This window comes from Bradyrhizobium sp. HKCCYLRH3073, assembly GCF_051167995.1.
Taxonomy (GTDB): domain Bacteria; phylum Pseudomonadota; class Alphaproteobacteria; order Rhizobiales; family Xanthobacteraceae; genus Bradyrhizobium.
Genome location: NZ_JBNPUD010000006.1, coordinates 1 through 23,692, shown reverse-complemented (window position 1 = coordinate 23,692; position 23,692 = coordinate 1). Strand labels below are relative to the sequence as shown.

Sequence of the window (23,692 nt, the reverse complement as noted above, 5' to 3'; positions counted from 1 at the left end):
TATCAACGGGCCGCGCCGCCAGCGCGGCCCGTTTTCGTTTCACTCCTGCCGTCGAGGAACCTGATCATGCGCTTGACCTCATCGCTCGCTCTGCTGGTGCTCGGTGCCCAGATCGGCTCCTCCCACGCCGCAGAGACCACGATTCCCGACGCGCTGGTCGCCGCCGGCGAAAAGGCCGTGCTGACGCTGCATGCCGAAGGCGCGCAGGTCTACGACTGCAAGGCCGACAAGGACGGCAAGCTCGCCTGGACCTTTCGCGAACCGATCGCCAGTCTGTTCGAGGACGGCAAGACCGTCGGCCGGCACTACGCCGGCCCGAGCTGGGAGCATCAGGACGGCTCGATCGTCGGCGGCCGCGTGCAGGGCACCGCGGTCGGCGCCACCGACAACGACATCCCCTGGCTGAAGCTCGAGGTCGTCTCCCATCGTGGCGCGAAGGGCGTGCTCTCGGATGTGACCACCGTGCAGCGGATCAACACGGCCGGCGGCAAGCTGGCAGGCGCCTGCGACGCCGCCGGGCAACTCCGCAGCGTCGCCTATTCCGCGGACTACGTGTTCCTGCGGAAGCAGTAAGGCGCCTCACGCTTCGCGATAATCCAGCAGGATCAATCCCACCAGCACGAACGCCACCGGCCAGACCCAGGCGGCGACGCGGCTGATGCGGCCGTCCATGCGCAGCTCCAGCCAGCGCGCCCAGCCGGCGGTGATGCCGCACAGCGCCAGCGGCGTGTGGCTCATCTCGATCAGGAGCTGGTCCTTGATGTTGGCGATGGCGTGCGAGTGCGTCAGCAGCAGCGCGCCGCCGGCGGCGACCGTCAGCGGAAACACCAGCGCCGCCCGCCCCGCCTGCTGCCCGCGCAGCCGCACCCGCCATTCGAACAGGCCGAACAGGATGATCAGCACCACGAACAGCCGGTGCTGCGCTACTTCCGGATCGCGCCACGAGGCCCAGAAACCGATCGGGCCGAGCGGCCAGGCCATCTCGTCGGCGCGCAGGAACAGGAACGCCGCCATCACCAGGAACAACAGCGGCCAGTGCCGCGCGAAGCCGCCCCAGGCAAAGCGCTCGATCAGCGCGAGCAGGCCGATCAGCACGACGAAGATGCCGGCCCAATGGTGGTTGTATTCCGACCAGGCGATGTCGGCGGCGCTGCGCGGCAGGATCACGCCCTCGCCCGGCACATAGGCTTGCGGCGCCGTCAGGCGCTGCGCGTCGGCGGCGTCGATCCTCGCCTGCAGCTGCGAGATCGTGAGCTGGTCGACCGAGGGGCTCGTCAGCCGCGGCCATTGCGGCGCAGCGCGCTCGACGATCTCGCTTAAGCTCAGCCGGTCCTGGCTGAGATCGATGCCGGGCGGCAGCGAGGTCAGCGAGCCCGCCGTCAGGAGCGCCGTCAGCCCGATGCCGAGCTCGACCTCGACGAAGCGCTTCATGCGCGAGAGCGGTGCTGCGGGATCACCGCGGCGCAAACGTTCGACGGCGAAGAAGTTGCCGGCGCCGAGCGCGAGCAGCATCAGCAGCATCGCGACCTTGGCCGACATCATCACGCCATAGGCGGTGCCGTAGATCGCCGCGAACGAGCCGAGATAGGCGATCGCCATCACAATGCCGCCGAGCACGATCGCCGCCACCGAGACCATCGACATCAGCGAGTAGCGCCGTCCGATCAGGCGCTGATCGTCATCCGCCTTGCAGCCGTGCAGCGCCATCAGGAAGTACGGCAGGCCGCCGATCCAGATTCCGGCGCCGAGCATGTGCAGGAAGTCAGCGGCGAGCAGCGGCCAGCGCACCTCGAGCCGGCTCGCCGCGTGCGTCAGGTTGAGCTGCAGCAGCAGCGCGGCACCAGCCAGCACGGCCAGAGCCACGACGCGCCAGGCGGCCCTGCCGGTCCGAGCGAGCGCCGCGATGCCGAGCGCGCAGGCGGCAACGGCCATGCCGGAGCGCGCGAAGTCGGCGCCCGCCGCCGCGCCGAGCGACAGGTCGAGCGTCCCGATCAGCGCCGCCATGTTGACCGCGAGCGAGGCCAGCACGACCGCGAACCAGCCGAACGCGCTTCGGCGCAGGAAGCGCTGGCTGCGCTTCCCCACGACGATCGCGTCGGCGGACAGCCTTTGCTGTAGCGGGCGAAGCAGCAACAGCAGAAACGCCAGGCCGCCCACGGTGAAGCATTGTGCCAGCAGGGTCAGGCCGCGCAGCACCACCGAGAGATAGCCGAAGATGTCGAGGAAGAGCGCCACGGCTAGCGCACGTTGAAAGGAATGTCGCCACGGGTGATGTGGCCATCGACGCTGAGCACCTGCCATTGCAGATGCCAGGTGCCGGGGCTGAGCGCCCTGGCCTCGGCGTCGATCTCGTCGGCCGGCGCGTCGGCGGCCGGCGTGAGCGCCTGCTCGGCGCCGTCGGGCGCGCGCAGCTTCAGCCGCGAGCGGGCGTGATCGATGCGGCTGTTGAAGCGCAGCCGGATCAGTGTCGGCTGCTTCTCGATGGTCCCGCCCGCCGCGGGCTGCGACGAGACGATGATAGCATGGGCCGAGGCGGCGCCGGGGGCGGCCAGAAGCAGCGCGGCAAGGGTCGGCAGGTGACGGAATCGGATGACGGACGACATGGGACGCGCGGGCGGAGGCTGCGGCGGGAACGTTCGGGCTGGACCGGGTCGAACAAAACTCTACCGTTCAAATCTAAGCGCCCTTCCTGTTCCCCGCGTAGCCACAAAGTCGTGACTGCGCCGAACGGGGACCTGCGGCTGTGGACAGCCGCGCGCCGGCCCTGCCCGCGGAGCATCCCGGAACGGCGAAATTTAGGGTCGAATCATCAAGCACTTCGCTGTATGCCTCGCCGCATCATTGCCGTCTGTCCGGCCCGGCCTGCCGGCCCGCGGACCAACATTGCCTTTCGAGGAACGCCTGAGGAAACCCGTCATGCCCGCCTATCGCTCCCGCACCTCCACCCATGGCCGCAACATGGCCGGCGCCCGCGGCCTGTGGCGCGCCACCGGCATGACCAACGAGGATTTCGGCAAGCCGATCATCGCCGTCGTCAACTCCTTCACCCAGTTCGTGCCGGGCCATGTCCACCTCAAGGACCTCGGCCAGCTGGTCGCCCGCGAGATCGAGAAGGCCGGCGGCGTCGCCAAGGAGTTCAACACGATCGCGGTCGATGACGGCATCGCGATGGGCCATGACGGCATGCTCTACAGCCTGCCGTCGCGCGAGCTGATCGCCGACAGCACCGAATACATGGTCAACGCGCATTGCGCCGACGCCATGGTCTGCATCTCCAACTGCGACAAGATCACGCCCGGCATGCTGATGGCCGCGATGCGCCTCAACATCCCCGCGGTGTTCGTCTCGGGCGGCCCGATGGAGGCCGGCAAGGTCAACATCGAGGGCAAGCTGCGCAAGGTCGATCTGATCGATGCGATGATCGTGGCCGCCGACGACAAGGTCTCGGACGCCGACGTCGAGGTGATGGAGCGCTCGGCCTGCCCGACCTGCGGCTCCTGCTCCGGCATGTTCACGGCCAACTCCATGAACTGCCTGACCGAGGCGCTCGGCCTGTCGCTGCCCGGCAACGGCTCGGTGCTGGCGACGCATGCCGACCGCCGCGGCCTGTTCGTCGAGGCCGGTCACCTGATCGTCGATCTCGCCCGCCGCTATTACGAGCAGGACGATGCGTCGGTGCTCCCGCGCTCGATCGCCAACTTCAAGGCGTTCGAGAACGCGATGAGCATGGACATCGCGATGGGCGGCTCGACCAACACCGTGCTGCATCTGCTCGCCGCCGCGCATGAGGGCGAGATTCCGTTCACGATGACCGACATCGATCGCCTGTCGCGCAAGGTCCCCTGCCTGTGCAAGGTCGCGCCCGCCGTGGCCGACGTGCACATGGAGGACGTGCACCGCGCCGGCGGCGTGATGGGCATCCTCGGCGAGCTCGCCCGCGCCGGCCTGCTGCACACCGAATTGCCGAGCGTCCATTCGGCCTCGCTGGCATCAGCGCTGGAGCGCTGGGACATCCGCAGCACGGCGAGCGAGAGCGTCAAGAACTTCTACATGGCCGCCCCCGGCGGCGTGCCGACGCAGGTCGCGTTCAGCCAGGACCGCCGCTACCAGGAGCTCGATCTCGACCGCGAGAAGGGCTGCATCCGCGACCTCGCGCATGCCTATTCCAAGGATGGCGGCTTGGCCGTGCTGACCGGCAACATCGCGCGCGACGGCTGCATCGTGAAGACCGCGGGCGTCGATGCCTCGATCCTGAAGTTCTCGGGTCCTGCGCGCGTGATGGAGAGCCAGGACGCAGCGGTCGAAGCGATCCTCACCAACAAGATCAAGGCCGGCGACATCGTCGTCATCATCTATGAGGGCCCGCGCGGCGGCCCCGGCATGCAGGAGATGCTGTATCCGACCAGCTATCTGAAGTCGAAAGGCCTCGGCAAGGCCTGTGCACTGATCACCGATGGCCGCTTCTCCGGCGGCACCTCGGGGCTGTCGATCGGCCATGTCTCGCCGGAAGCCGCCGAGGGCGGCCTGATCGGCCTGGTGCAGGACGGCGACCGCATCGAGATCGACATCCCCAACCGCACCATCCATCTCGCAGTGTCGGATGAGGAGCTCGCCCGGCGCCGCGCCGCGATGGAGGCCCGGGGGGACCAGGCCTGGAAGCCGGCCAAGCGCGCCCGCAAGGTCTCGACCGCGCTGAAGGCCTACGCCGCGTTCGCCTCAAGCGCCGCGAAGGGCGCCGTGCGCGTGGTGAGGGATTGAGCCTCTAGCCCGCAGGACGGAGAAAGCATCTGCCTTCGCTCGGCAGAGTGAAGGCAGATGCGTGCCTGCCGTCCTACTATGAGGCCGATTACTACGACCGACGGGCGGTGGGCACGGCGCGTCCACTGACACTCCGCACCAGCCTTTTACTCAATCTGAAATTGCATTCAACTCGTGATGGTTGATTCAGGTCAACGCCCGATCTAGCGCCGTGCCGATACTGTGTCAGCATAGGGCCGCACGCGTCCCGGCCGTCACGTCCGGCCCGCATGGATGGGAGACGATCATGTCACAACAGCCACTCCTCGACGAGCCGCGCCTCGCCTACCAGATCATCGTCACTGCGCCGGGCACGAAATCGCAGAACTGGCACGGCGTGCTGTACGATCAGAAGGGCGAGCCTGTGACGATCGCCGCCGGCGCGACGGTCAAGACCGGCGTCGGCGTGTTCGTCGGCGTCCCCGAGGACCGTCCTTTCCATCCCTTTGGTGCGATCCACGCCGACACCATTGCCTGGATGAAGACGGCGCAGGGCAACGTCATCATGGACACCGAGCCCTGGGCCTACCGGCTTCATGTCGGCGCGGAAGGCTCCAAGAACGAAGGCTGGCAGGGCGAGTTGCTGCATGGTCGGGGTGTGGTCGGGCCCCAGCCCGGCAAGTTTGAAACGCCGATGGGACCGTTCATCTGGTTGGAACGGACTCACCCCTGGGGGCTCGGCGGCTGGTTCCACGCATCCTGGTCGGCGGCCCAACGACAGGCACCGGCCCAACGACAGGCACCGGCCAAACAAAGCGGCGCGGCCTGAGACGCGCGCGGTCGGCGCGCCTGGGTTTCCATCTGACGGCTCAACCCGCCGGCTCAGAACTTGTATGTGGGCAGGTCGCTCGCGCGCCCCTGCCTAATCTACGTACTATGGCTGTGACCCAGTGAGCTTCGGTGTCCTTGTCCGAAGCTCCAATGCTCCGGCTCCCGCTCCGGCGTCGCGGAACGACACCAGCCGGCGCTGCTGTTCGTCCCACAGCACCAGTCGGACGCAGCGCAGGCTCTCGGGCAGCGTGATGCGGCCGATCTCGCGCAGTTCGGGATGATCGCGCAGCACCACCGGCAGCCGGTAATAGGGAATTCGGCTCGAGAGATGGTGGACGTGGTGGATGCCGATGTTGGCGGTGAGCCAGTGCAGCCATGCCGGCAGGTCGTAATGTGAGCTGCCGTAGAGCGCAGCCTGCTGCTGCGTCCAGCGCTCGCCCCGCTCCCAGACGGTGTGCTCGAACTGATGCTGGACGTAGAACAGCCACACCCCGGCCATGGCGGCGAGCAGCATGATCGGGAGATGCACGACCAGGAACGCCTGGATGCCGATCAGCCACATCAGCCCGGCGACCACCAGGGCGATGCCGAGATTGGTGGCCATCGTGCTGACCCAGGGCGACCAGCCAGCCCGCATGAGACCGAACGGAAGACGGTGCTGCAGGAAGAACAGGTAAGCGGGACCGGCCACGAACATGACCAGGGGATGGCGGTAAAGCCGGTAGCGCAGCCGCGCCCAGCTCGACCGCGCCTGATATTCCCGCACGGTCAACGTATCGATATCGCCGATGCCGCGCCTGTCGAGGTTGCCGCTGCTGGCGTGGTGGATCGCATGCGTGCGCCGCCACCAGTCGTAAGGCGTCAGGGTCAGCACGCCCAGGATGCGGCCGACCCAGTCGTTCGCCTGACGCCCGGCGAAGAAGGTGCCGTGGCCGCAATCGTGCTGGATCATGAACAGACGCACCAGAAAGGCGCCGGCAGGAATCGCGATGAGCAACGACGCCCAGGCATGGCCGAGCGAGAACGCGAACCAGGCGGCCGTCCACAGCGCCACCAGCGGCACGGCCGTGATCACCAGCTCGGTCACGCTGCGCAGGCGGTTTGGCGTGCGATAGCTGCTGAGAATCTGCATCCAGTACCTTGCGTCGGCCGCCGCGCGGCCCTCGTCGTCGCCGGCGCGCAGCGTGGCGCGGTCCTTGGGCGGCACAGTCGCCATCGCGACTGGCTGATCGAACTGCAATGTCGTCTCCACCTTGTGTTCTTGGCGATCGCGCATGGCGCGACCGCGGCCAAATGGACCCCTGCGGACCGCCGCAGGTGTTCGAAACCAGAGCTTTCGCGGATTCAACCGGGGGTCGAAGCCAAATGATTCATCGTGCGCCCGACGATGAGCCGGTCTGGAAGAGCAGTCTGAGACATGCCCGCAGGAGAGAGGTCAAGGGCGCGCAGGACAGATCGTACAACGTAACCCGCCGGACTCCGCATTGCTAGGAGATGGCGGATTACGATCCGTTAATTCCCTCTTGTTTGCCGCGCCGATATGGCGCTGCGCTGTTTTCTCCGGGTTATTGCGGGGTGGGCCCGGGCTTCGTAGCCACCACTGCACGAGATGAGACGAGCGCAGCGATGATCCCGCCAATGACGGCCTTTTGGTGGTCATGAATCCGGGCCGGTCCCTGGCGCTTCTGCCCGGGAATGACGGGAGCAGAATTCGAGTCATCCTCACGGTGGCGGTCATCGGCCCATCGTGACGTGCCTCATCGTCCAGTACCCTGCGTGGTGTCGTGCACGAACGCCCCATCGCCGCGCGCGTCGGAGAACATGTTCCAGATCGCGATGAACATTGCGGCGATGACCGGCCCGATGATGAAGCCGTTCAGACCGAACGCCTCGATCCCGCCGAGGGTCGAGATCAGCACGACATAGTCGGGCATCTTGGTGTCCTGGCCGACCAGGAGGGGACGCAGCAGATTGTCGACAAGCCCGATCACCAGGGCGCCATAGGCGATCAGTATCACGCCATGCCAGACCGATCCGGTGGCCAGCAGATAGAGCGCGACCGGAAACCACACCAGCCCTGCTCCGACAGCCGGAAGCAGCGACAGAAACGCCATCACGACGGCCCATAGCAGCGGCGCGGTGATGCCGAGGAACCAGAAGATCAGACCGCCCAGAGCGCCCTGCGCCAGCGCCACGACCAGATTGCCCTTCACCGTCGCGCGAATGACGACCGTGAACTTGCCCAGCAGCGCGTGCCGCTGCTCCGCGCGCAGCGGAATGGCGTTGGCGATACGCGCCGACAACGCCTCCTGGTCGCGAAGCAGGAAGAACAGCAGATACAGCATGAGGAACAGATTGACGAAGAACTCGAAGGTCCCTTGGCCGATGTTCAGCGCCTGGCCCGCAATCATCTGGCTGCCTTTCAGCAGGCCGGCCGACAGCCTGTCCTTCAGTCCGGCCAGGCTGCCAAGTCCAAAACGGTTGAGGAGATCGACCACCCATGTCGGAAGCGCCTCCAGCATCTTCTGGAAATACTGCCCGAGGTCCAACTGGCCCGACTGCGCCTGGCCGTAGACACCGGAGGCCTGCTGCGCCAGCGCCGCCCCGATCAGCGACAGCGGCAGAATGACGATCAGGACGACCAGCAGTACGGCGACGGCTGCGGCAAGCCCATCTCTGCCGTGCATCGACCGCGACAATCGGCGGTGGAGGGGAGAAAACACGATGGCTCCCACGACTCCCCACAGCACGGCGGGGTAGAATGGCAGCAGGATCCAGCCGAGCATCAGCGTGATCACCACGAGCAGGAACAACAGAACTCGGTCTTCGAAGCTGCGCATGTCAACTTTCCAGTCTGGCCGCGACATCTGGACGCGTGCCGTGGTCTTTCGAGCATCGCGAGTCGGCTATCGCCGAATCCAACAGGGGTCAACGCGCGAACGCGCCATTCGGGCTCCAAGCTGGTCGCGAGATCGATGCGGCACGTTGCATGACATCCATCATCGCGTCGCAGTCCATATCACGCGCGGTGTCAGGGACGCCTGCTGCCTCGTCACGGTCGGGCGCGCACAGCGTGAGGCCGGAATCGATAGCCACGACCGATCGAGAGGAAGCGAACTGTGTGTGCCCCTTACCTCGCCCTGCGACTGCTGTTCATGAATATTGACTCCGGGCTCAGCCGCTGGCCCGGCTACCCCGGAATGAGAGCAAACCTAAATTCAATTTCGTTAGAAAGTTGCGAGCTGATCCAGCCTCGGCCAACTGACGCGCTGTAAACATTGCTCGATCAAGCCTCATTCAACTTTGTTCCAGAGCCTGCTCGGGCATTCAGGGCACGGATTACATCGGCTCCCAGAGCCCGAGTGTTCTTACTTCCCCCGCGAGCATTGACTATTTCGACTCCGACGTCCGCGGCTATGGGCTTAAGGAACTCCTTAACAACGATAGGCTGGGCAACTCCGTCTCGCAAAATACCGATAGCGCCGCTCTCATATCTGACAATTTCGAAATCCGAGTAGTGCGCGCGGGCAGTTATCCGCAATTCCTCAACCGGCCTCCGTTGGCGGTTGGATGACTGCGGAATTGCGTAAATCAACCTTGATCCGGTGGGGCGCATTCTTGACCTGGCGAGATCGGCTGCTTCGTCAAGAATCTCCTCAACAGAAATGCCGTTTTCTTCATCCACGTTCACTCGCAAAATGATGATCCGGTCAACCTGATCAAACGTGGTCGAATTAAATGACACATGATTTGATGTGGTGACTGTCTTGACAGAAATACGCTCATTGAGTGCGGAAACGACATCGTAGCCGCGCTGATTAGTATCAAGAGCCATCTGTCCGCGGTTGATCATCGCGGCATAGAGTTCGCCAATCCTTCCAGTCAGATGATTCAGCTCCCCCAGGAGCCACGCCCCAGTTCAATTCCTTCTCAAACCACGATAGCGCCTCCGCAAGCGATTGAATGATTTGAACCTGACTTAATGTCGGCCGTGTCTCGTCCATGGTGAGTTCGCACCTTCCGGCTCGCACCTAGGCGACGCTCAACACTCGATAAAATTAGATAATAGGAAAGTTAGCGCGCCCTGGCAAATCGGTTCATCGAAAACGAATTTGGGACGACCTCGCCCGACGGCCGCAGTTCGTGGTTGTGGATTTCTGGGTCAGCCGCCAGCGCGGTTGCCCCGAAATGACAAATGCTGGGCGGCCAGATCGTAGGCCGAAGCGCGGATTTCGCCCATAAGCTCAGCGACTAAGCCGATTTCAAGAGCATTTGCGAAAAATAAATCGCTTCCGAAAATCAGCAAATCAGGCGTATGCTGCCCGCGTTCCGGTCCGGATGAGGGACGTACGCGTCGTCACGATACGTTGGGCCGGCAATGCGGTGGACGTGAGGGCATCGGCGCGCATCATGTGCGGACGAACGATGCACTTGCGGACGTGAAGTCGCGTGGTCCTGACACCCCGAAGCTGGTGTCCCCGCGGCGGCGTGCGAGAAGCGCGTCGTCGCGTACGGTGGCCAACAAGCCCGGTGCACCGAGGAGAGCGCGTATAAGCGTTAAAACCTCCGCGCAGGGAATGCCGGGATGTCTCGGCTGACCTGTGGTGACTGCCGCCTGCTTTTTTTCTGCAGGCGGGCCATGGGTGCGGCCAGCGCCCGGCATTCCCTGCGCCCTCATCATGTCACGAGGGCCCGCCTATCGCATGACCCGGACGCACTGGGCGTCGCGGCGATGCTGCGGCTCGTCCTGATCCGGATCCTCGTCTGCGGCCTCCGCCCCGGTTGCCAACCGCGCGATGAGTCGCAATAAACAGCGCTTCCGAGCCGGCGCGACCGGCCCGTCGACCTGGAGGCATGATGATGACGACGAGACCGACCGCAAAATCATCCGACAAGGATGTCTGGCGCGTCGGCGTGCTGTTCTCGCGCAGCGGCCTGATGGAGGTCACGGAGTCCGAGCATTTCTTCGGCACCGCGCTGGCGATCCAGGAGATCAACCGGGATGGCGGCGTGCTCGGCCGCGAGATCGAGGTCATCGCCTATGATCCGGGCTCGCAGCCAGAGACGTTCCGCAAGCTCGCCGATCGGCTGCTGACCGAGGACGGCGCCTCCGTCATCTTCGGCTGCTCGACCTCGGCCGAGCGCAAGGCGGTGCTGCCGGCGATCGAGCGTCGTAACGGCCTGCTGTGGTATCCCTCGCTCTACGAGGGTTTTGAATATTCGCCGAACGTGATCTACACCGGGCCGGCGCCGAACCAGAACGCGTTCCAGCTTGCCGAATACATCGTGCGCAAGCATGGCCCGCGGGTCTACCTGATCGGCTCGGACTACATCTATCCGCGCGAATCCAACCGCATCATGCGCGACCTCGTCGAGTCCTATGCGGGCCGCGTCGTCGGCGAGCAATATGTGGCGATGGAGGCGACCGATGCCGAGCTCTCGCGCGGCCTCGATGCCATCAGGGATGCCGCGCCCGACGTCGTGTTCTCGACCATCGTCGGCCGCACCGCACAGCGCTTCTATCGGATGTATGCGCAGGCCGGCTTCGACCCGAAGCGGCTGCCTATCGCCAGTCTCACGATGGCCGAGGGCGAGGTCCGCGCCATCGGTCCCGAATATTGCGCCGGCCACCTCACTGCGGCGAGCTATTTCGGTACGCTCGCGCGCGACAGCAACGACCGCTTCAAGGCGGCGTTCGCGGCCGCCTTCGGCGCCGACAAGCCGGTCAGCATGTGGAGCGCCTCGGCCTATGCGCAGATCAAGCTGTTCGCGCTGGCGTTGGCGCAGGCGGGCAGCCTCGATACCCAGAAGCTGGTCGAAGCCGCGCTCGGCCTCAGCCTGGAGGCGCCGGAGGGACCGATGCGGATCGATCCCGACAACAACCACGTCTGGACCACGCCGCGCATCGGGCGCGTGCGCGCCGACGGGCAGTTCGACATCGTCTGGGAGAGTAAAAGCCCGATCAAGCCGGACCCGTATCTTTCAGTCTCGCCGATCGGTGGCCGCTGGCTGAGCGAAGAGGCGCTCTCAGCATGAGGCCGGATGACCGCATGAAGCCGGGGGTGCGCCGGCTGATCGAGGAGCTGCGCGGCGCGCGCGTGCTGGTGATCCATCCGCGCGATGCCGAGGGCGATGCGCTGATCGACCAGCTCAAGCGCATCGGCTGCAACGTGCGCGGCGTGTGGCCGCCGCCGGCCGCGATCCCGCACGACATCGACACCGTGTTCCAGCTGATCGAGACCTCGGAGGAGATGATCTTTCCGGAAGGCACCAGCGAGCATCCCCTCACCTTCATCGCCATCGTCGACTACGAGAATCCGACCATCCTGAAGCGGCTGCTCGACAGCAACGCGCATGGCGTCGTCAACAAGCCGATCCGCTCGTTCGGCATCTTGTCGTCGCTGGTGCTCGCGCGCTCGCTGCGCGGCTACACGCGCAGGCTCGAGGGCAAGGTGCAGAAGCTGGAGGAGACCTTGAAGGCGCGGCGCGACGTCGACAAGGCGGTGAAGATCCTGATGGGGCTGAAGCAGGTCGGCGAGGTCGAGGCCTATGAGCTGATCCGCGCGCAGGCGACGCAGAAGCGCGTCGCGATGGCGGATATCGCGATCTCGATCATCAATGCGCAGGAGACGCTCGGCGGATTGGGTGTGCTGGATGCGCCGACCTCGCGCTGAGCGGGTGTTTCCGCGCTCATGCGCTGGGCAGCCGCGGCCCGAAATTTTTGCAGCCGATGGCGTTGACTTCGTATCAAGCATGGGAATTACTTGAGGACGTCGCGGACATCGGATGTCCGCCAATGGCCGGTCGGCCATTTCACATCAGGCTATGCAGCCCTCGCATTGCGCCGCAAGGCGCAGTCGGGGGCTTTTTGTTTGGCGCGCGCGACCCTCGCGAACGCAACGGAGACTCGTGCCTTGACGACGGATGACGACAGCAAAGTGCGGATCGCCTGCATCCAGATGCAGCCGATGGTCGGCGAGTTGGCAACCAACCTCGCCCACAGCCTCGACCTGATTCACCAGGCCGTGGCGCAAGGCGCCAGGCTCGTGGTGCTCCCCGAGCTCGCCTCCTCCGGCTACGTATTCAAATCGCGCGAGGAGGCCTTCGCCGCCTCCGAGACCATTCCAGGCGGTCCCGCAGTGACCGCCTGGAGCGAGATCGCCGCCGAGCACGGCCTGCATCTCGTGGCAGGGATCTGCGAGCGCGACGGCGCCAAGCTCTACAACAGCGCCGTGCTGATCGGACCGAACGGCTATATCGGCACGTTCCGCAAGGTGCACCTGTGGAACGAGGAGAACCTGTATTTCGAGCCCGGCAATCTCGGCTTCCCCGTCTACCACACCGAGATCGGCCGCATCGGCATGGCGATCTGCTACGACGGCTGGTTCCCGGAGAGCTATCGTCTCAATGCGCTGCAGGGCGCCGACATCGTCTGCGTGCCGACCAACTGGGTGCCGATCCCCGGCCAGGCGCCGGGCCGCGAGGCGATGGCCAACATTCTCGCCATGGCCGCCGCACATTCCAACTCGATCTTCATCGCCTGCGCCGACCGTGTCGGCATCGAGCGCGGCCAGCCGTTCGAGGGTCAGAGCCTGATCGTCAGCTACACCGGCTGGCCTGTCGCCGGTCCCGCGAGCCGGGACAAGGAGGAGATCGTGGTCGCCGACGTCTCGCTCGGCGAGGCCCGCCGCGCCCGCAACTGGAACGCCTTCAACCAGGTCCTGCGCGACCGCCGCTCCGATGTCTATGACGAGATGCTCGGCAGCGAGGTCAAACGGGGGTGGTACTGACTGCTCCACGGCAATTTTCATCTCGACCATTCACGGAGGACAATCGATGACGTCGCGTTTGATCACCACCTCGCTGGCGCTCGCCCTTGCGGCGGGAACGGCACTCTCGCCTGCTCTGGCCGCCGATCCGATCAAGATCGGCGTTCCCGTCGGCCTGTCGGGCGCCAACTCCGTCGTTGCACCGTCGGTGGTGCAATCCGCCGAGCTCGCGGTGGAGGAGATCAACGCCAAGGGCGGCGTGCTCGGCCGCAAGCTCGCGCTCGAGGTCGCCGATGACGCCTCGGGCGCGGCCGGCGCCCAGAAGGCATTCGACGCGCTGATCTTTCAGAAGAAGGTCAACGTGCTGATCTCGATGGAGACCAGCGCGGCCCGCAACGCCGGCCTGCCGATCGTCGCCCGCGGCAAGACGCCCTACATCTACACCTCGTTCTACGAGGGGAAGTCCTGCAGCCCCTATCTGTATGTCAACGCCTGGGTGCCGGACCAGCAGGTGCCGCCGATCGTCGACTACTTCAACAAGGAGAAGAAGGCGAAGAACTATTTCCTGATCGGCTCCGACTACGCCTTCGGCCGCGGCATGCTCGGCTTCACCAAGAGCTACATCGAGAAGACCGGCGGCAAGGTGGTCGGCGAGGAATATCTGCCGATGGACGGCTCGGACTGGACCTCGATCATCTCCAAGCTCAAGACTTCCGGGGCTGACGCGCTGATCACCTCGACGGCGGGCGGCGCGCCGAACGTGACCCTGACCAAGCAACTGCGCGCCGCCGGCGTGAATCTGCCTTACGGCAACCTCGCCGTCGACGAGGGCACCGCCAAGGGCATGGGTGCTGATGCCGCCGGCATCTATCTGTCGGCCTCGTACGTCACGGGCATCGACACCCCCGCCAACAAGACCTTTTTGGCGGCGATGGCCAAGAAGTTTGGTGCCGAGCTGAAGACGCCGAACGATCTGTCGGTTCCGGAGTATGAGGCGGTGTACGCCTACAAGGCGGCGGTCGAGAAGGCCGGCAGCACCGACCAGGACAAGGTGCTGAAGGCGCTGGCCGAGGTCTCGGTCGACGGCCCGCGCGGCACGATCAAGATGGACAAGCAGCGCCATGCGCCGCTGACGATGTATCTCGGCCAGGTCCAGGCCGACGGCAGCGTCAAGGTGATCCAGAGCTTTGCGAACGTCGATCCCGGAGCGCAGTGCCCGGGCAAGTCCTGATCGCGTATGCTCCCGCGGGGCGGACGCGCGTCCGCCCCGCAACCTCTCGACCGGGAATGACCATGCTGACCGTCGCCCTCGATGCCGTCACGACGGCCGCCATGCTCTTCATCATCGCCGCCGGCCTTCTGATCGTGTTCGGCGTGATGAAGATCATCAACTTCGCCCATGCCGCCTTCCTGACCGTGGGCGCTTATGCAGCCCTGGTCGGCGCGCAACTGGGCCTGCCGTGGTTTCTGATCCTGCCGCTCGCCTTCGTCGCCGGCGCGGTCTGCGGCGGCGTGACGGAGATCGTGATCGTCCGCCGGCTCTACAAGCGTCCGCTCGATGCGATCCTCGCCACCTGGGGCCTCGGCATCGTGCTCGGGCAGCTCATCACGCTGATGTTCGGCCGCGAGGTGCAGTTTGTGCAAGCGCCGATCTCGGGAACGGTGCATCTGTTCGGCGCCGATTATTCGGCCTACCGGCTGGTGATGATCGCCGCGGCCATCATCGTCGGCCTGCTGTTCACCGCTCTTCTCAACGGCACGCGGCTTGGTCTGTCGACCAAGGCCGTGATCATGAACGAGATGCTGGCGCAGGGCCTCGGCGTCGACTCCTCACGGGTCAGGCTGATCACCTTCGCACTCGGCAGCGGGCTCGCCGCGCTGTCGGGCGCACTGATCACGCCGCTGTCGAGCGTCGACCCGAACATGGGCGTGCCCTGGCTGATCGGTGCGTTCATGCTGGTCATGGTGTCCGGCGGCTCGCTGCTGGCGCTGGCCGGCTCCTGCGCGGTCCTCGGCACCCTTCAGGTCCTGGTTTCGACCTTCGTCAATCCGATCCTCGGCGGTCTCACCATCGCGATCTGCGCCGCCGTCGTGCTGCGGATCCGCCCGGAGGGTTTTGCCCGTGCCTGATGCGCGCCCCCTCGCCTCTCCTGTGTCCCCAACGAAGCGCGCGATGCCGCTCCTGATCGTCCCCGCGTTGCTGGTCGCGCTCGCCGCCGGCGTGATCGTCGTGGCGCCGCTGCTGCTCGATACCTACCTCGTGAACATCCTGGTGCGCGCCTGCTTCGTCGCCATCGCGGCGATCACCGTCGACATCATGTGGGGCTATTGCGGCACGCTGACGTTCGGCCAGTCCGCCTTCTTCGGCATCGGCGCCTATGCGCTCGCGATCATGTTCACCGAATATGGCTTCGGCCCCTGGCAGATCTGCGCCGCGATCGGCGGAGCCGTGGTGGTGGCGGCCGCTGTCGCCGCCTTCACTGGCTGGCTGTCGTTCTACCCTGGCTCGACGCCGCTCTACGCCTCCGTGATCTCGCTGGTGGTGCCGATCGTGCTGGTGCAGATCCTCTATTCCGGCGGCACATTCACCGGCTCGTCGAGCGGACTTGTCGGCTTCGAAAGCTTCGATCTGGAGATCGAGACCTGGCTGCGACTCGCTGGTTTCGGATTGCTGGCGACGGCGACGCTCGCGCTCGTCGTGATGCGCAGTGACACCGGACGTCTGCTGGCGGCGCTGCGCGACAACGACGCACGCTGCACCTATCTCGGCATCGACACGTCGCGGCTGCGTATCACGGTGCTGGTATTGTCCGCGATCGTCTCCGCGCTGGCCGGATTCTTTTATGCCGGATTCGGCGGTATCGCCGCGCCCGAAAACGCGAGCTTCAGCTTCGGAACCAACCTCGTGATCATGGTCGCGCTCGGCGGCCGCGGCACCGTGATCGGTCCGGTGATCGGCGCGCTGTGCATCGAGGTGGCGAGCGCCTACCTTGCCAATAGCCTCCCCTATGTGTGGGAGCTGATCGTCGGGCTTGCGCTGATCATCGTGATCCTTGTCTTCCCGGACGGCCTGCTTGGCGCTGTGATGCGCCTGGTCAAGCGCGGCGGTTCGGGACGGCGCACTGCGACGACGCTGCGCCCGGCCGCTGCCGCCACGGCGGTCAGCAATCCGGACGCCGTTGCCATCGAAGTTCGCGCGCTCGGCAAGCATTATGGCAGTCTCGCAGTGCTGGATGGCGTGCAGTTCACGGCATATCGCGGCGAATTGCTGAGCCTCGTCGGTCCCAACGGGGCTGGCAAGACCACCTTGATCCGCTGCCTGTCCGACGGCCGCGAACGCTCGACCGGCGACGTCGCGATCGCCGGCCACGACATCGTACGGCTGCCGCCGGATCGCGTCGTTCGGTTTGGCCTGGGACGCAAGTTCCAGACGGCATCGGTGTTCGAGACGCTGACCGTCGCAGAATGCCTGCGCGTCGCGCGGACACATGCTGATCCTCCCGCACTGACGTCGCGCGCGGTGACGCTGGCGCTGCCGCCTGCAGCCATGTCGGTCGTCGAACGCTCCGGGCTCAGCGAGCGGCTCGATGAGGAAGCGCGCAATCTGAGCCACGGGCTCAAGCAGGCACTCGAGCTCGCGATGGTGCTGTCGCTCGAGCCCGACGTGCTGCTGCTGGATGAGCCAACCGCCGGACTGACGCGCGCGGAACGGCAGAGCTTCGCCGACATCCTCACCGCCCTCGCCCGCCGCGACCGGCTCTGCATTCTCCTGGTCGAGCACGATCTCGATTTCGTGCGCGAGATCTCCTCGCGCATCATCGTGCTGCACCAGGGGCGCCTCGCGCTCGACGGCTCGGTCGACGAGGTCGTGAACAGCGAGCTGGTGCGCGAAATATACACCGGACAGCATGTTCCGCATGCGGAGGCCCTCGCATGAGCAGCGTTCTGGATGTTCACGAGCTGGCAAGCGGCTACGGCTCGTCGGAGGTGATCAGCAATGTCGGTTTTGCGCTCGGCAAAGCCGAAACCCTCGCCATCGTGGGCAAGAACGGCATGGGCAAGACCTCGCTGCTCAAGGCCATCGTCGGCTTCCTGCCGGCCTGGCGCGGCCGAGTGAGACTTGCAGGCAAGGACGTGACGCGGATAGCGCCGCATCTGAAGCGGAAGATGGGGCTGGTCTATGTGCCGCAGGAGCATGCGCTGTTCCAGGACCTGTCGGTCCGCGACAATCTCAGGCTTGGCGTGCTCACGGACGATGACATGACCGCGCGTTTCGAGCAGGTCGGCGGCTGGTTTCCGGTGCTGACCAAGCGGCTGAGCCAACGGGCCGGCACGCTGTCCGGCGGCGAGCAGAAGATGCTGATCGTCGCCCGCGCGTTGATGGCGAAGCCCGACGTGCTGCTGCTCGACGAGGTCACGGAAGGCCTGCAGCCGTCCGTCGTCGACCGGCTGTCCGAGGTGCTGGTGCGCGTCCGGCGCGAGATCGGCACCTCCATGATCGTGGTCGAGCAGCATCTGCCGTTCGCGCTCTCGATCAGCGACAGATACCTCGTGTTCAAGCGCGGCGAGATCGTCGATGCCGCCGCGGTCGACCGTGACTCCGCCGCGCGCATCGACGAGCACATGCGGATCTAGCGAACGCCTCGGCGGGAGAACAGCGAGATCAGCACCGGCAGCGTGATCAGGATGACCATCGGGGCCAGCATCATGCCGGTGACCACGACGATCGCGAGCGGCTTCTGCACCTGCGAGCCGATGCCGGTCGACACCGCGGCCGGCATCAGGCCGATGCCGGCGACGACGCAGGTCATCAGCACCGGACGCAACTGCAATTCGCCGGTGCGGATGACGGCCTCGATGCGGTCGACACCCTCGTCGATCAGCTGGTTGAACTGCGACAGGATGATGATGCCGTCCATCACGGCGATGCCGAACAAGGCGATGAAGCCGATCGCCGCCGAGACGCTGAACGGGATTCCGGTCAAGACGAGGCCGACCACGCCGCCGAAGATCGCCATCGGGATCACGCTCATGGCGAGCAAGGTATCGGCCATCGAGCCGAAATTGAACCACAGGAGCACGCCGATCAGCGCGAGGCTGATCGGCACCACGATCGACAGCCGCTTGATCGCATCCTGCAGATTGCCGAACTCGCCGACCCACTCGACATGCGAGCCGGGCGGCAACTGCACCTGCTCGGCGACCTTCTGCTGCGCCTCCTGGATCGCGCTGCCGAGGTCGCGCTCGCGCACCGAGAACTTGATCGGCAGATAGCGCTCCTGCTGCTCGCGATAGATATAGGCCGCGCCCGACACCAGCTTGATGGTGGCGACCTCGCTCAGCGGAATTTGCGTAATGCCGTTCGGCCCCTGCGCACCGATGCGCAGATTCTCGATCGCCTCCGCGCTCTTGCGATATTCCGGCGCCAGACGAACGATGATCGGGAAATGCCGGTCGGAGCCGGGCTCGTAGAGATCGCCCGCGGTGTCGCCGCCGATCGCGACCTTGATGGTGGCGTTGATGTCGCCAGGCGCGAGCCCGTAGCGCGCCGCCTTGGCGCGGTCGATGTCGATCTGCACGGTCGGCTGTCCGAGCGAGGTGAACACCGCGAGATCGGTGATGCCCTGCACCGTCGACAGCACCTGCTTGATCTTGTTGGCGGTATCCGTCAGCGCCTGCAGATCATTGCCATAGAGCTTGATCGAGTTCTCGCCTTTCACGCCGGAGACGGCTTCGGAGACGTTGTCCTGCAGATATTGCGAGAAATTGAACTCGACGCCGGGGAAGCGGTCGTCGAGCTGCTTCAGCAACTCCGCGGTAAGCTGATCCTTGTCCTTGGTGCCGGGCCAGTCCTTCACCGGCTTCAGCGGCGCGAAGAACTCGGCATTGAAGAAGCCCGCGGCATCGGTGCCGTCGTCGGGACGGCCGTGCTGCGAGACCACCGCATCGACCTCGGGCCGCGCGCGGATGATCTTGCGCATCTCGTTGACGTAGGCGTTGCCCTCCTGCAGCGAAATCGTCGGCGGCAGGGTCGCACGGATCCAGAGATTGCCCTCCTCCAGCTTGGGCAGGAATTCGAGCCCGAGCAGCCGGCCGACCACCACGGTCAGCAGCACGAGACCGATCGCGCCGATCATCACCAGATTGCGGTTGCCGACCGCCCAGCGCAGCACCGGCGAATAGATCGCGTGCAGCAGCCGCATCAGCCGGGTCTCGGTCTCCTCGACATGTGCGGGCAGGATGATCGCGCTCAGCGCCGGCGTCACGGTGAAGGTCGCAAGCAGACCGCCGGCGAGCGCATAGGCATAGGTGCGCGCCATCGGCCCGAAGATGTTGCCCTCGACGCCGCTCAGGGTGAACAGCGGCAGGAACGCGGCGATGATGATCGCGGCGGCAAAGAAGATCGAGCGCGACACGTCGGCGGCCGCCGACAGGATCGCGTGGCTCTTCATGCCCATCATCGTCTCTGGCGAGATGTGACTCTCCTCGGCCTCGGACAATGGCGTGGTCTGCGTCAGCCGGCGGAAGATCGCCTCGACCATGATGACGGTGGCATCGACGATCAGGCCGAAATCGATCGCGCCGACCGACAGCAGGTTCGCCGACTCGCCGCGCAGCACCAGGATGATGACGGCGAAGAACAGCGCGAACGGAATCGTGGCGCCGACGATCAGCGCGCTGCGCAGATTGCCGAGGAAGATCCACTGCAACAGCACGATCAGACCGATGCCGACCACCATGTTGTGCAGCACGGTGTGGGTCGTGGTGTCGATCAGGTCCTTGCGGTCGTAGATGCGCTCGATGCGCACGCCCGGCGGCAGGATCGTCGAGTTGTTGATCTGGTCGACCAGTTGCTCGACCCGCGCGATCGTCGGCGAACTCTGCTCGCCGCGCCGCATCAGCACGATGCCCTGGACGATATCGTCGTTGTTGTTGAGGCCGGCGATGCCGAGCCGCGGCTTCTCCGCCACCGTGACGTTGGCGACGTCCTTCACCAGCACCGGATTGCCGCCGCTCTGCGACACCATGGTATTGGCAAGGTCGTCCATCGAGCGGATCAGGCCGACGCCGCGCACGACCGCCGACTGCGTGCCGATCTCGACCGTGTTGCCGCCGACATTGATGTTGGAGTTGCCGACCGCCTGCAAGAGCTGCGGCAGGGTCAGACCGTTGGCGACCAGCTTGTTGAAATCGACCTGGATCTCATAGGTCTTGGTCTTGCCGCCCCAGCCGGTGACGTCGATGACGCCAGGCACGGCGCGGAAGCGCCGCTGCAGCACCCAGTCCTGCAAGGTCTTGAGGTCGAGCACGCTGTAGCCGGGCGGACCACGCAGCCGGTAGCGATAGATTTCGCCGACCGCGCTCAAGGGCGAGATCTGCGGCGTGACGTTGCCCGGCAGTGGTGACAGCTGCGACAGCCGGTTCAGCACCTGCTGCAAAGCTTCGTCGTAGGTGTAGTCGAACGAAAACTGCAGCTTGACGTCGGACAGGCCGTACAACGAGATCGTTCTGATCGTGCGCAGGTTCTTGATGCCCGCAACCTGGGTTTCGATCGGGATCGTGATGTAGCGCTCGATCTCCTCGGCCGAGAGACCCGGGCTCTGCGTCACGATGTCAACCATCGGCGGGGTCGGATCGGGATAGGCTTCGATGTTGAGCTGGCGGAACGCGATCAGGCCGCCGATCAGGACGGCGACGAACATTCCGACCATCAGGAAGCGCCGCTGGACGGCGATGGCGACGAGGCGGTCCATTCAGATCGGCACTTTCAGGAAGGCAGGCGGGAGGCGCGCATCTCAGCTGCCCGAGGCTGCGCGATCGATGAACAGGCTGCCCTTGGTGACGATCTGCTCGCCTGCGCTCAGATTGCTTTCGACGGCGACCTGATCGCCATTGATCAGACCGGTCTTGATCTTGCGCAGCTCGATCGACTTGTCGGGACGGGCGACCCAGACGCGAACCTGGTTGCCTTCGTAGATCAGCGCCTGTCGGGGCACCGCGACGGCGGGTTGCTCGCCTGGCGAATAGATCGTCACATTGGCGAACATCTCCGGCTTCAGCAGGCCGTCCTTGTTGTCGATGGTCGCCCGGACGAGCAGCCGACGGCTCGCCGGGTCGATCGAAGCGGCGACGTAGTTGATGCTGGCCTTGAGCGGCCGGCCGGGCAGCGCCAGCACGTTGACGAGGATTTCCTCGCCGATGTTCACCAGCGCCGCATCGCTCTCACGGACGAACGCGGTCAGCCAGACGGTGGAGAGATCGCCGATCACGAACACCGGGTCGCTCGCGCCGGAGTTGACGTATTGTCCGGGGCCGACCTTGCGCTGCACGACCGTGCCGGCGATCGGCGAATAGATCGTGATCTCGCGGTCGATCACGCCCTTGCTCTGGAAATCGGTGATCGCGGCATCCGTGAAGCCGAGGATGCGCAGCTTGTTGCGGGCGGCCTCCAGCGCCGTTTGTGACGACCGCATGTCATTCTGGGCCTGAACGGAGGTCGCCTCCGCCTGCTGGAAATCCTTCAGCGGGATGGCCCTGCCTTCAAACAGGTCCTTGGCGCGCTTGTACTGGATGTCGGCGAGATCGAGCGCGGACTTCGCCTTGTTCATCGAGGTGATGGCCGCAATGAAATCGTTCTGGGCCTGCACCGTGTCGGCGGCCTCGATCACGAACAGCGGCTGGCCCTGCTTGACGTTGTCGCCCGGGCGGGCCAACAGCTTGGTGACGCGGCCGGCATAGGGCGAGAACACCGGCGTCGAGCGGTCCTCGTCGACGGCAACCTTGCCCTCGGTGACGTGCTCGGCACGGAAAATCTTGTCGCAGACCGGCTCGATCGTCAGCGTCGCCCATTCCGCCGCCGATGGCGTGAAAGTGGTGCCGTTGCGCTTGGACTGGCTGGAGAGCTCGATATTGTCTTTCGCAGCCGATCCCGACTGGAATTGCGTATAGCCATAGCCGCCCGCGCCGGCCACCGCCAGGGCAGCCAGGCCGATCAGCAGCCGCTTGGTGCTGAGCATCTGCGGGGATGGGTTCATGTCAGACGCCATGGCTGGTCAGATAGGCTCGCTTTATCTGTCGACGATTCCGGCTCTGGCGGTCTCATCGTGGCGCTAATAGTGCGGAACTGGAGCTTTAAACAACCTAAAAATCGCCCAACTCGTCCCTGTTTTGCTTTAAAAATTTGAAAGTTCAACGACAGCCGTTCAGCTTGCATTCAGCTCGTTCCGGGCAATCGCGGTTGCACCGCGGCGCACCATGGACGCATCGACGGCGCCGCGGATCGCCGGGACGGTGTCGCCGGTCGATGAGCCAACCTCCGCGGGTACGCCTCTACTCCGGCCTCACCTTTTGTGCTCCGGCTCGGGCGAGATCGCAACGTCGTGCGTGTTCGCGAAAATCGAGTCATGGTTTCCATGGCCCTGCGATGGCTGACGGCCATGCGATCATCGATGGCAGCCTCGATCAGGTGACTGGGACGCGCACATGAAGACGCAGTCTCGCGGCGCAGATGCGTCCGAGTCTTGCTGATTTTCTTGCCGATCGCTTCACCCTCTCGTGAAGAGGGCGCAGGGAAGGCCAGGCGCCGGCTGGCGCCTGCGGCCCGCCTGCGAAAAGAATGCAGGCGGCAGGTACCACAGGTGCAGCCGAGAACGCCCGGCCTTCCCTGCGCGATGGTTTTCACGGTTATAGCGCGCTCTCCCCGGTGTCCGGCTTGATAGCCACCGTCGTCGGCGGGATCATCACCCGCGGACTTAGCGCCAGCGTCGGGGCGCCAGGACCACACGCCTTCCCGTCCGTGCCACGCCGTTCGTCCGCGTAGCCAAGCTACGCTGCGGCATGAACACAGCCATCGCTCCCCGCCCCGCGTGTCGTGACGATCGCGCGCTACGCCCCTTCTTCATGGAGCGGGATGCGCGGAATAGAGCATGATTTCTGAAAAAATGAAAGAGGAATTTTGGAGTGGAGCGAAGTTTTCCGGATTTCTGAATTCCAATGATGCGACCTCTGCCGGTGGGCAGGTCGCGCAGCGCCGTTATCAGCTTAAGTTAGGTCCTGGATGCGCTGTGAGATACAGCGCCCTCTCCCCTTGTGTGAGAGGGCATCTCCGACCTGTCCACAAACGCGATTGGGTGAGGGGTATCTCTCCGAAAGCAACGACCGTGGAGACAGACCCCCATTGGCGCTAACTTACCAAATTAACGCTTGGTATTCTCGTTTTCTTGGCGGCTCTTGGAGATGGCGTTGAATGTTCCGCGCAGCGGCCCGCAACGTTTGCAAGTCGGGTTTGGGGATGACGGCGTCGACGAGGGCCTCGACGATCAAGCGCAATAGGCGCCAGACGCCGTTCTTCACGC

General features: G+C 65.1%; 17 protein-coding genes. 10 read left to right on the top strand and 7 right to left on the bottom strand.

What is annotated here, in order from left to right:
- Positions 1-66 precede the first annotated feature (66 nt).
- Positions 67-573 carry a DUF3455 domain-containing protein gene (locus ACQR1X_RS15825; RefSeq protein ID WP_316183068.1) on the top strand — a complete coding sequence of 169 codons (507 nt, stop codon included), beginning with the start codon at positions 67-69 and terminating at the stop codon, positions 571-573.
- A 6-nt stretch (positions 574-579) separates the two neighbouring features.
- On the opposite strand, the gene ACQR1X_RS15820 is transcribed toward ACQR1X_RS15825, so the two are convergent.
- Both ACQR1X_RS15820 and ACQR1X_RS15815 read right to left on the bottom strand, forming a co-directional pair.
- Positions 580-2,235, bottom strand: a complete 1,656-nt coding sequence (locus tag ACQR1X_RS15820; RefSeq protein WP_434899187.1) for a copper resistance D family protein — start codon at positions 2,233-2,235, stop codon at positions 580-582.
- Between the two features lie 2 nt (positions 2,236-2,237).
- A complete protein-coding gene (locus tag ACQR1X_RS15815) occupies positions 2,238-2,603 on the bottom strand; it encodes a copper resistance CopC family protein (RefSeq protein WP_434899186.1) in 366 nt (121 codons plus the stop codon).
- A gap of 313 nt (positions 2,604-2,916) precedes the next feature.
- Between ACQR1X_RS15815 and ilvD the strand changes: the two genes are divergently transcribed.
- Both ilvD and ACQR1X_RS15805 read left to right on the top strand, forming a co-directional pair.
- The gene (gene ilvD / locus ACQR1X_RS15810; RefSeq protein WP_316183065.1) at positions 2,917-4,758 is read left to right on the top strand and encodes a dihydroxy-acid dehydratase; all 1,842 of its coding nucleotides are present in this window, start codon (positions 2,917-2,919) and stop codon (positions 4,756-4,758) included.
- A gap of 286 nt (positions 4,759-5,044) precedes the next feature.
- Positions 5,045-5,566 (top strand): hypothetical protein, encoded by a 522-nt coding sequence (locus tag ACQR1X_RS15805; protein WP_434892332.1) that lies wholly within the window; start codon positions 5,045-5,047, stop codon positions 5,564-5,566.
- A 105-nt stretch (positions 5,567-5,671) separates the two neighbouring features.
- Here ACQR1X_RS15805 and ACQR1X_RS15800 read toward each other — a convergent pair whose 3' ends face one another.
- From ACQR1X_RS15800 to ACQR1X_RS15790, 3 genes are all read right to left on the bottom strand, one after another.
- Entirely contained in the window at positions 5,672-6,700 is a 1,029-nt protein-coding gene (locus ACQR1X_RS15800; RefSeq protein ID WP_434899273.1) for a fatty acid desaturase, read from the bottom strand.
- Between the two features lie 625 nt (positions 6,701-7,325).
- On the bottom strand, positions 7,326-8,408 hold the full coding sequence (locus ACQR1X_RS15795; protein WP_316238789.1) for an AI-2E family transporter: 1,083 nt from the start codon (positions 8,406-8,408) through the stop codon (positions 7,326-7,328).
- Positions 8,409-8,854: 446 nt separating this feature from the next.
- A complete protein-coding gene (locus tag ACQR1X_RS15790; protein ID WP_434892330.1) occupies positions 8,855-9,421 on the bottom strand; it encodes a DUF6998 domain-containing protein in 567 nt (188 codons plus the stop codon).
- A 1,007-nt stretch (positions 9,422-10,428) separates the two neighbouring features.
- Between ACQR1X_RS15790 and ACQR1X_RS15785 the strand changes: the two genes are divergently transcribed.
- The 7 genes from ACQR1X_RS15785 to ACQR1X_RS15755 all read left to right on the top strand — a co-directional run bounded on the left by ACQR1X_RS15785 (position 10,429) and on the right by ACQR1X_RS15755 (position 17,972).
- Complete coding sequence (locus ACQR1X_RS15785; RefSeq protein ID WP_315801231.1) at positions 10,429-11,604, top strand: transporter substrate-binding domain-containing protein; 1,176 nt, start codon at positions 10,429-10,431, stop codon at positions 11,602-11,604.
- A 14-nt stretch (positions 11,605-11,618) separates the two neighbouring features.
- Positions 11,619-12,242: an ANTAR domain-containing response regulator gene (locus ACQR1X_RS15780; protein WP_315801232.1), complete on the top strand. Its 624-nt coding sequence runs from the start codon at positions 11,619-11,621 to the stop codon at positions 12,240-12,242.
- A 240-nt stretch (positions 12,243-12,482) separates the two neighbouring features.
- A complete protein-coding gene (locus ACQR1X_RS15775) occupies positions 12,483-13,358 on the top strand; it encodes a nitrilase family protein (RefSeq protein WP_315801233.1) in 876 nt (291 codons plus the stop codon).
- 46 nt (positions 13,359-13,404) lie between these two features.
- Positions 13,405-14,568 (top strand): substrate-binding protein, encoded by a 1,164-nt coding sequence (locus ACQR1X_RS15770; RefSeq protein WP_316215918.1) that lies wholly within the window; start codon positions 13,405-13,407, stop codon positions 14,566-14,568.
- 62 nt (positions 14,569-14,630) lie between these two features.
- A complete protein-coding gene (locus ACQR1X_RS15765) occupies positions 14,631-15,467 on the top strand; it encodes a branched-chain amino acid ABC transporter permease (RefSeq protein WP_315801235.1) in 837 nt (278 codons plus the stop codon).
- Between the two features lie 43 nt (positions 15,468-15,510).
- Positions 15,511-17,274 (top strand): branched-chain amino acid ABC transporter ATP-binding protein/permease, encoded by a 1,764-nt coding sequence (locus ACQR1X_RS15760; protein ID WP_434892329.1) that lies wholly within the window; start codon positions 15,511-15,513, stop codon positions 17,272-17,274.
- The gene (locus tag ACQR1X_RS15755) at positions 17,271-17,972 is read left to right on the top strand and encodes a branched-chain amino acid ABC transporter ATP-binding protein (RefSeq protein ID WP_434899185.1); all 702 of its coding nucleotides are present in this window, start codon (positions 17,271-17,273) and stop codon (positions 17,970-17,972) included. Before ACQR1X_RS15760 ends, ACQR1X_RS15755 begins: the two co-directional genes overlap by 4 nt.
- Here ACQR1X_RS15755 and ACQR1X_RS15750 read toward each other — a convergent pair.
- Positions 17,969-21,091 carry an efflux RND transporter permease subunit gene (locus tag ACQR1X_RS15750; protein ID WP_434899184.1) on the bottom strand — a complete coding sequence of 1,041 codons (3,123 nt, stop codon included), beginning with the start codon at positions 21,089-21,091 and terminating at the stop codon, positions 17,969-17,971. The two genes, ACQR1X_RS15755 and ACQR1X_RS15750, sit on opposite strands and share 4 nt — an antisense overlap.
- A gap of 42 nt (positions 21,092-21,133) precedes the next feature.
- Complete coding sequence (locus ACQR1X_RS15745) at positions 21,134-22,372, bottom strand: efflux RND transporter periplasmic adaptor subunit (protein ID WP_410051987.1); 1,239 nt, start codon at positions 22,370-22,372, stop codon at positions 21,134-21,136.
- Between the last annotated feature and the right edge of the window lie 1,320 nt (positions 22,373-23,692).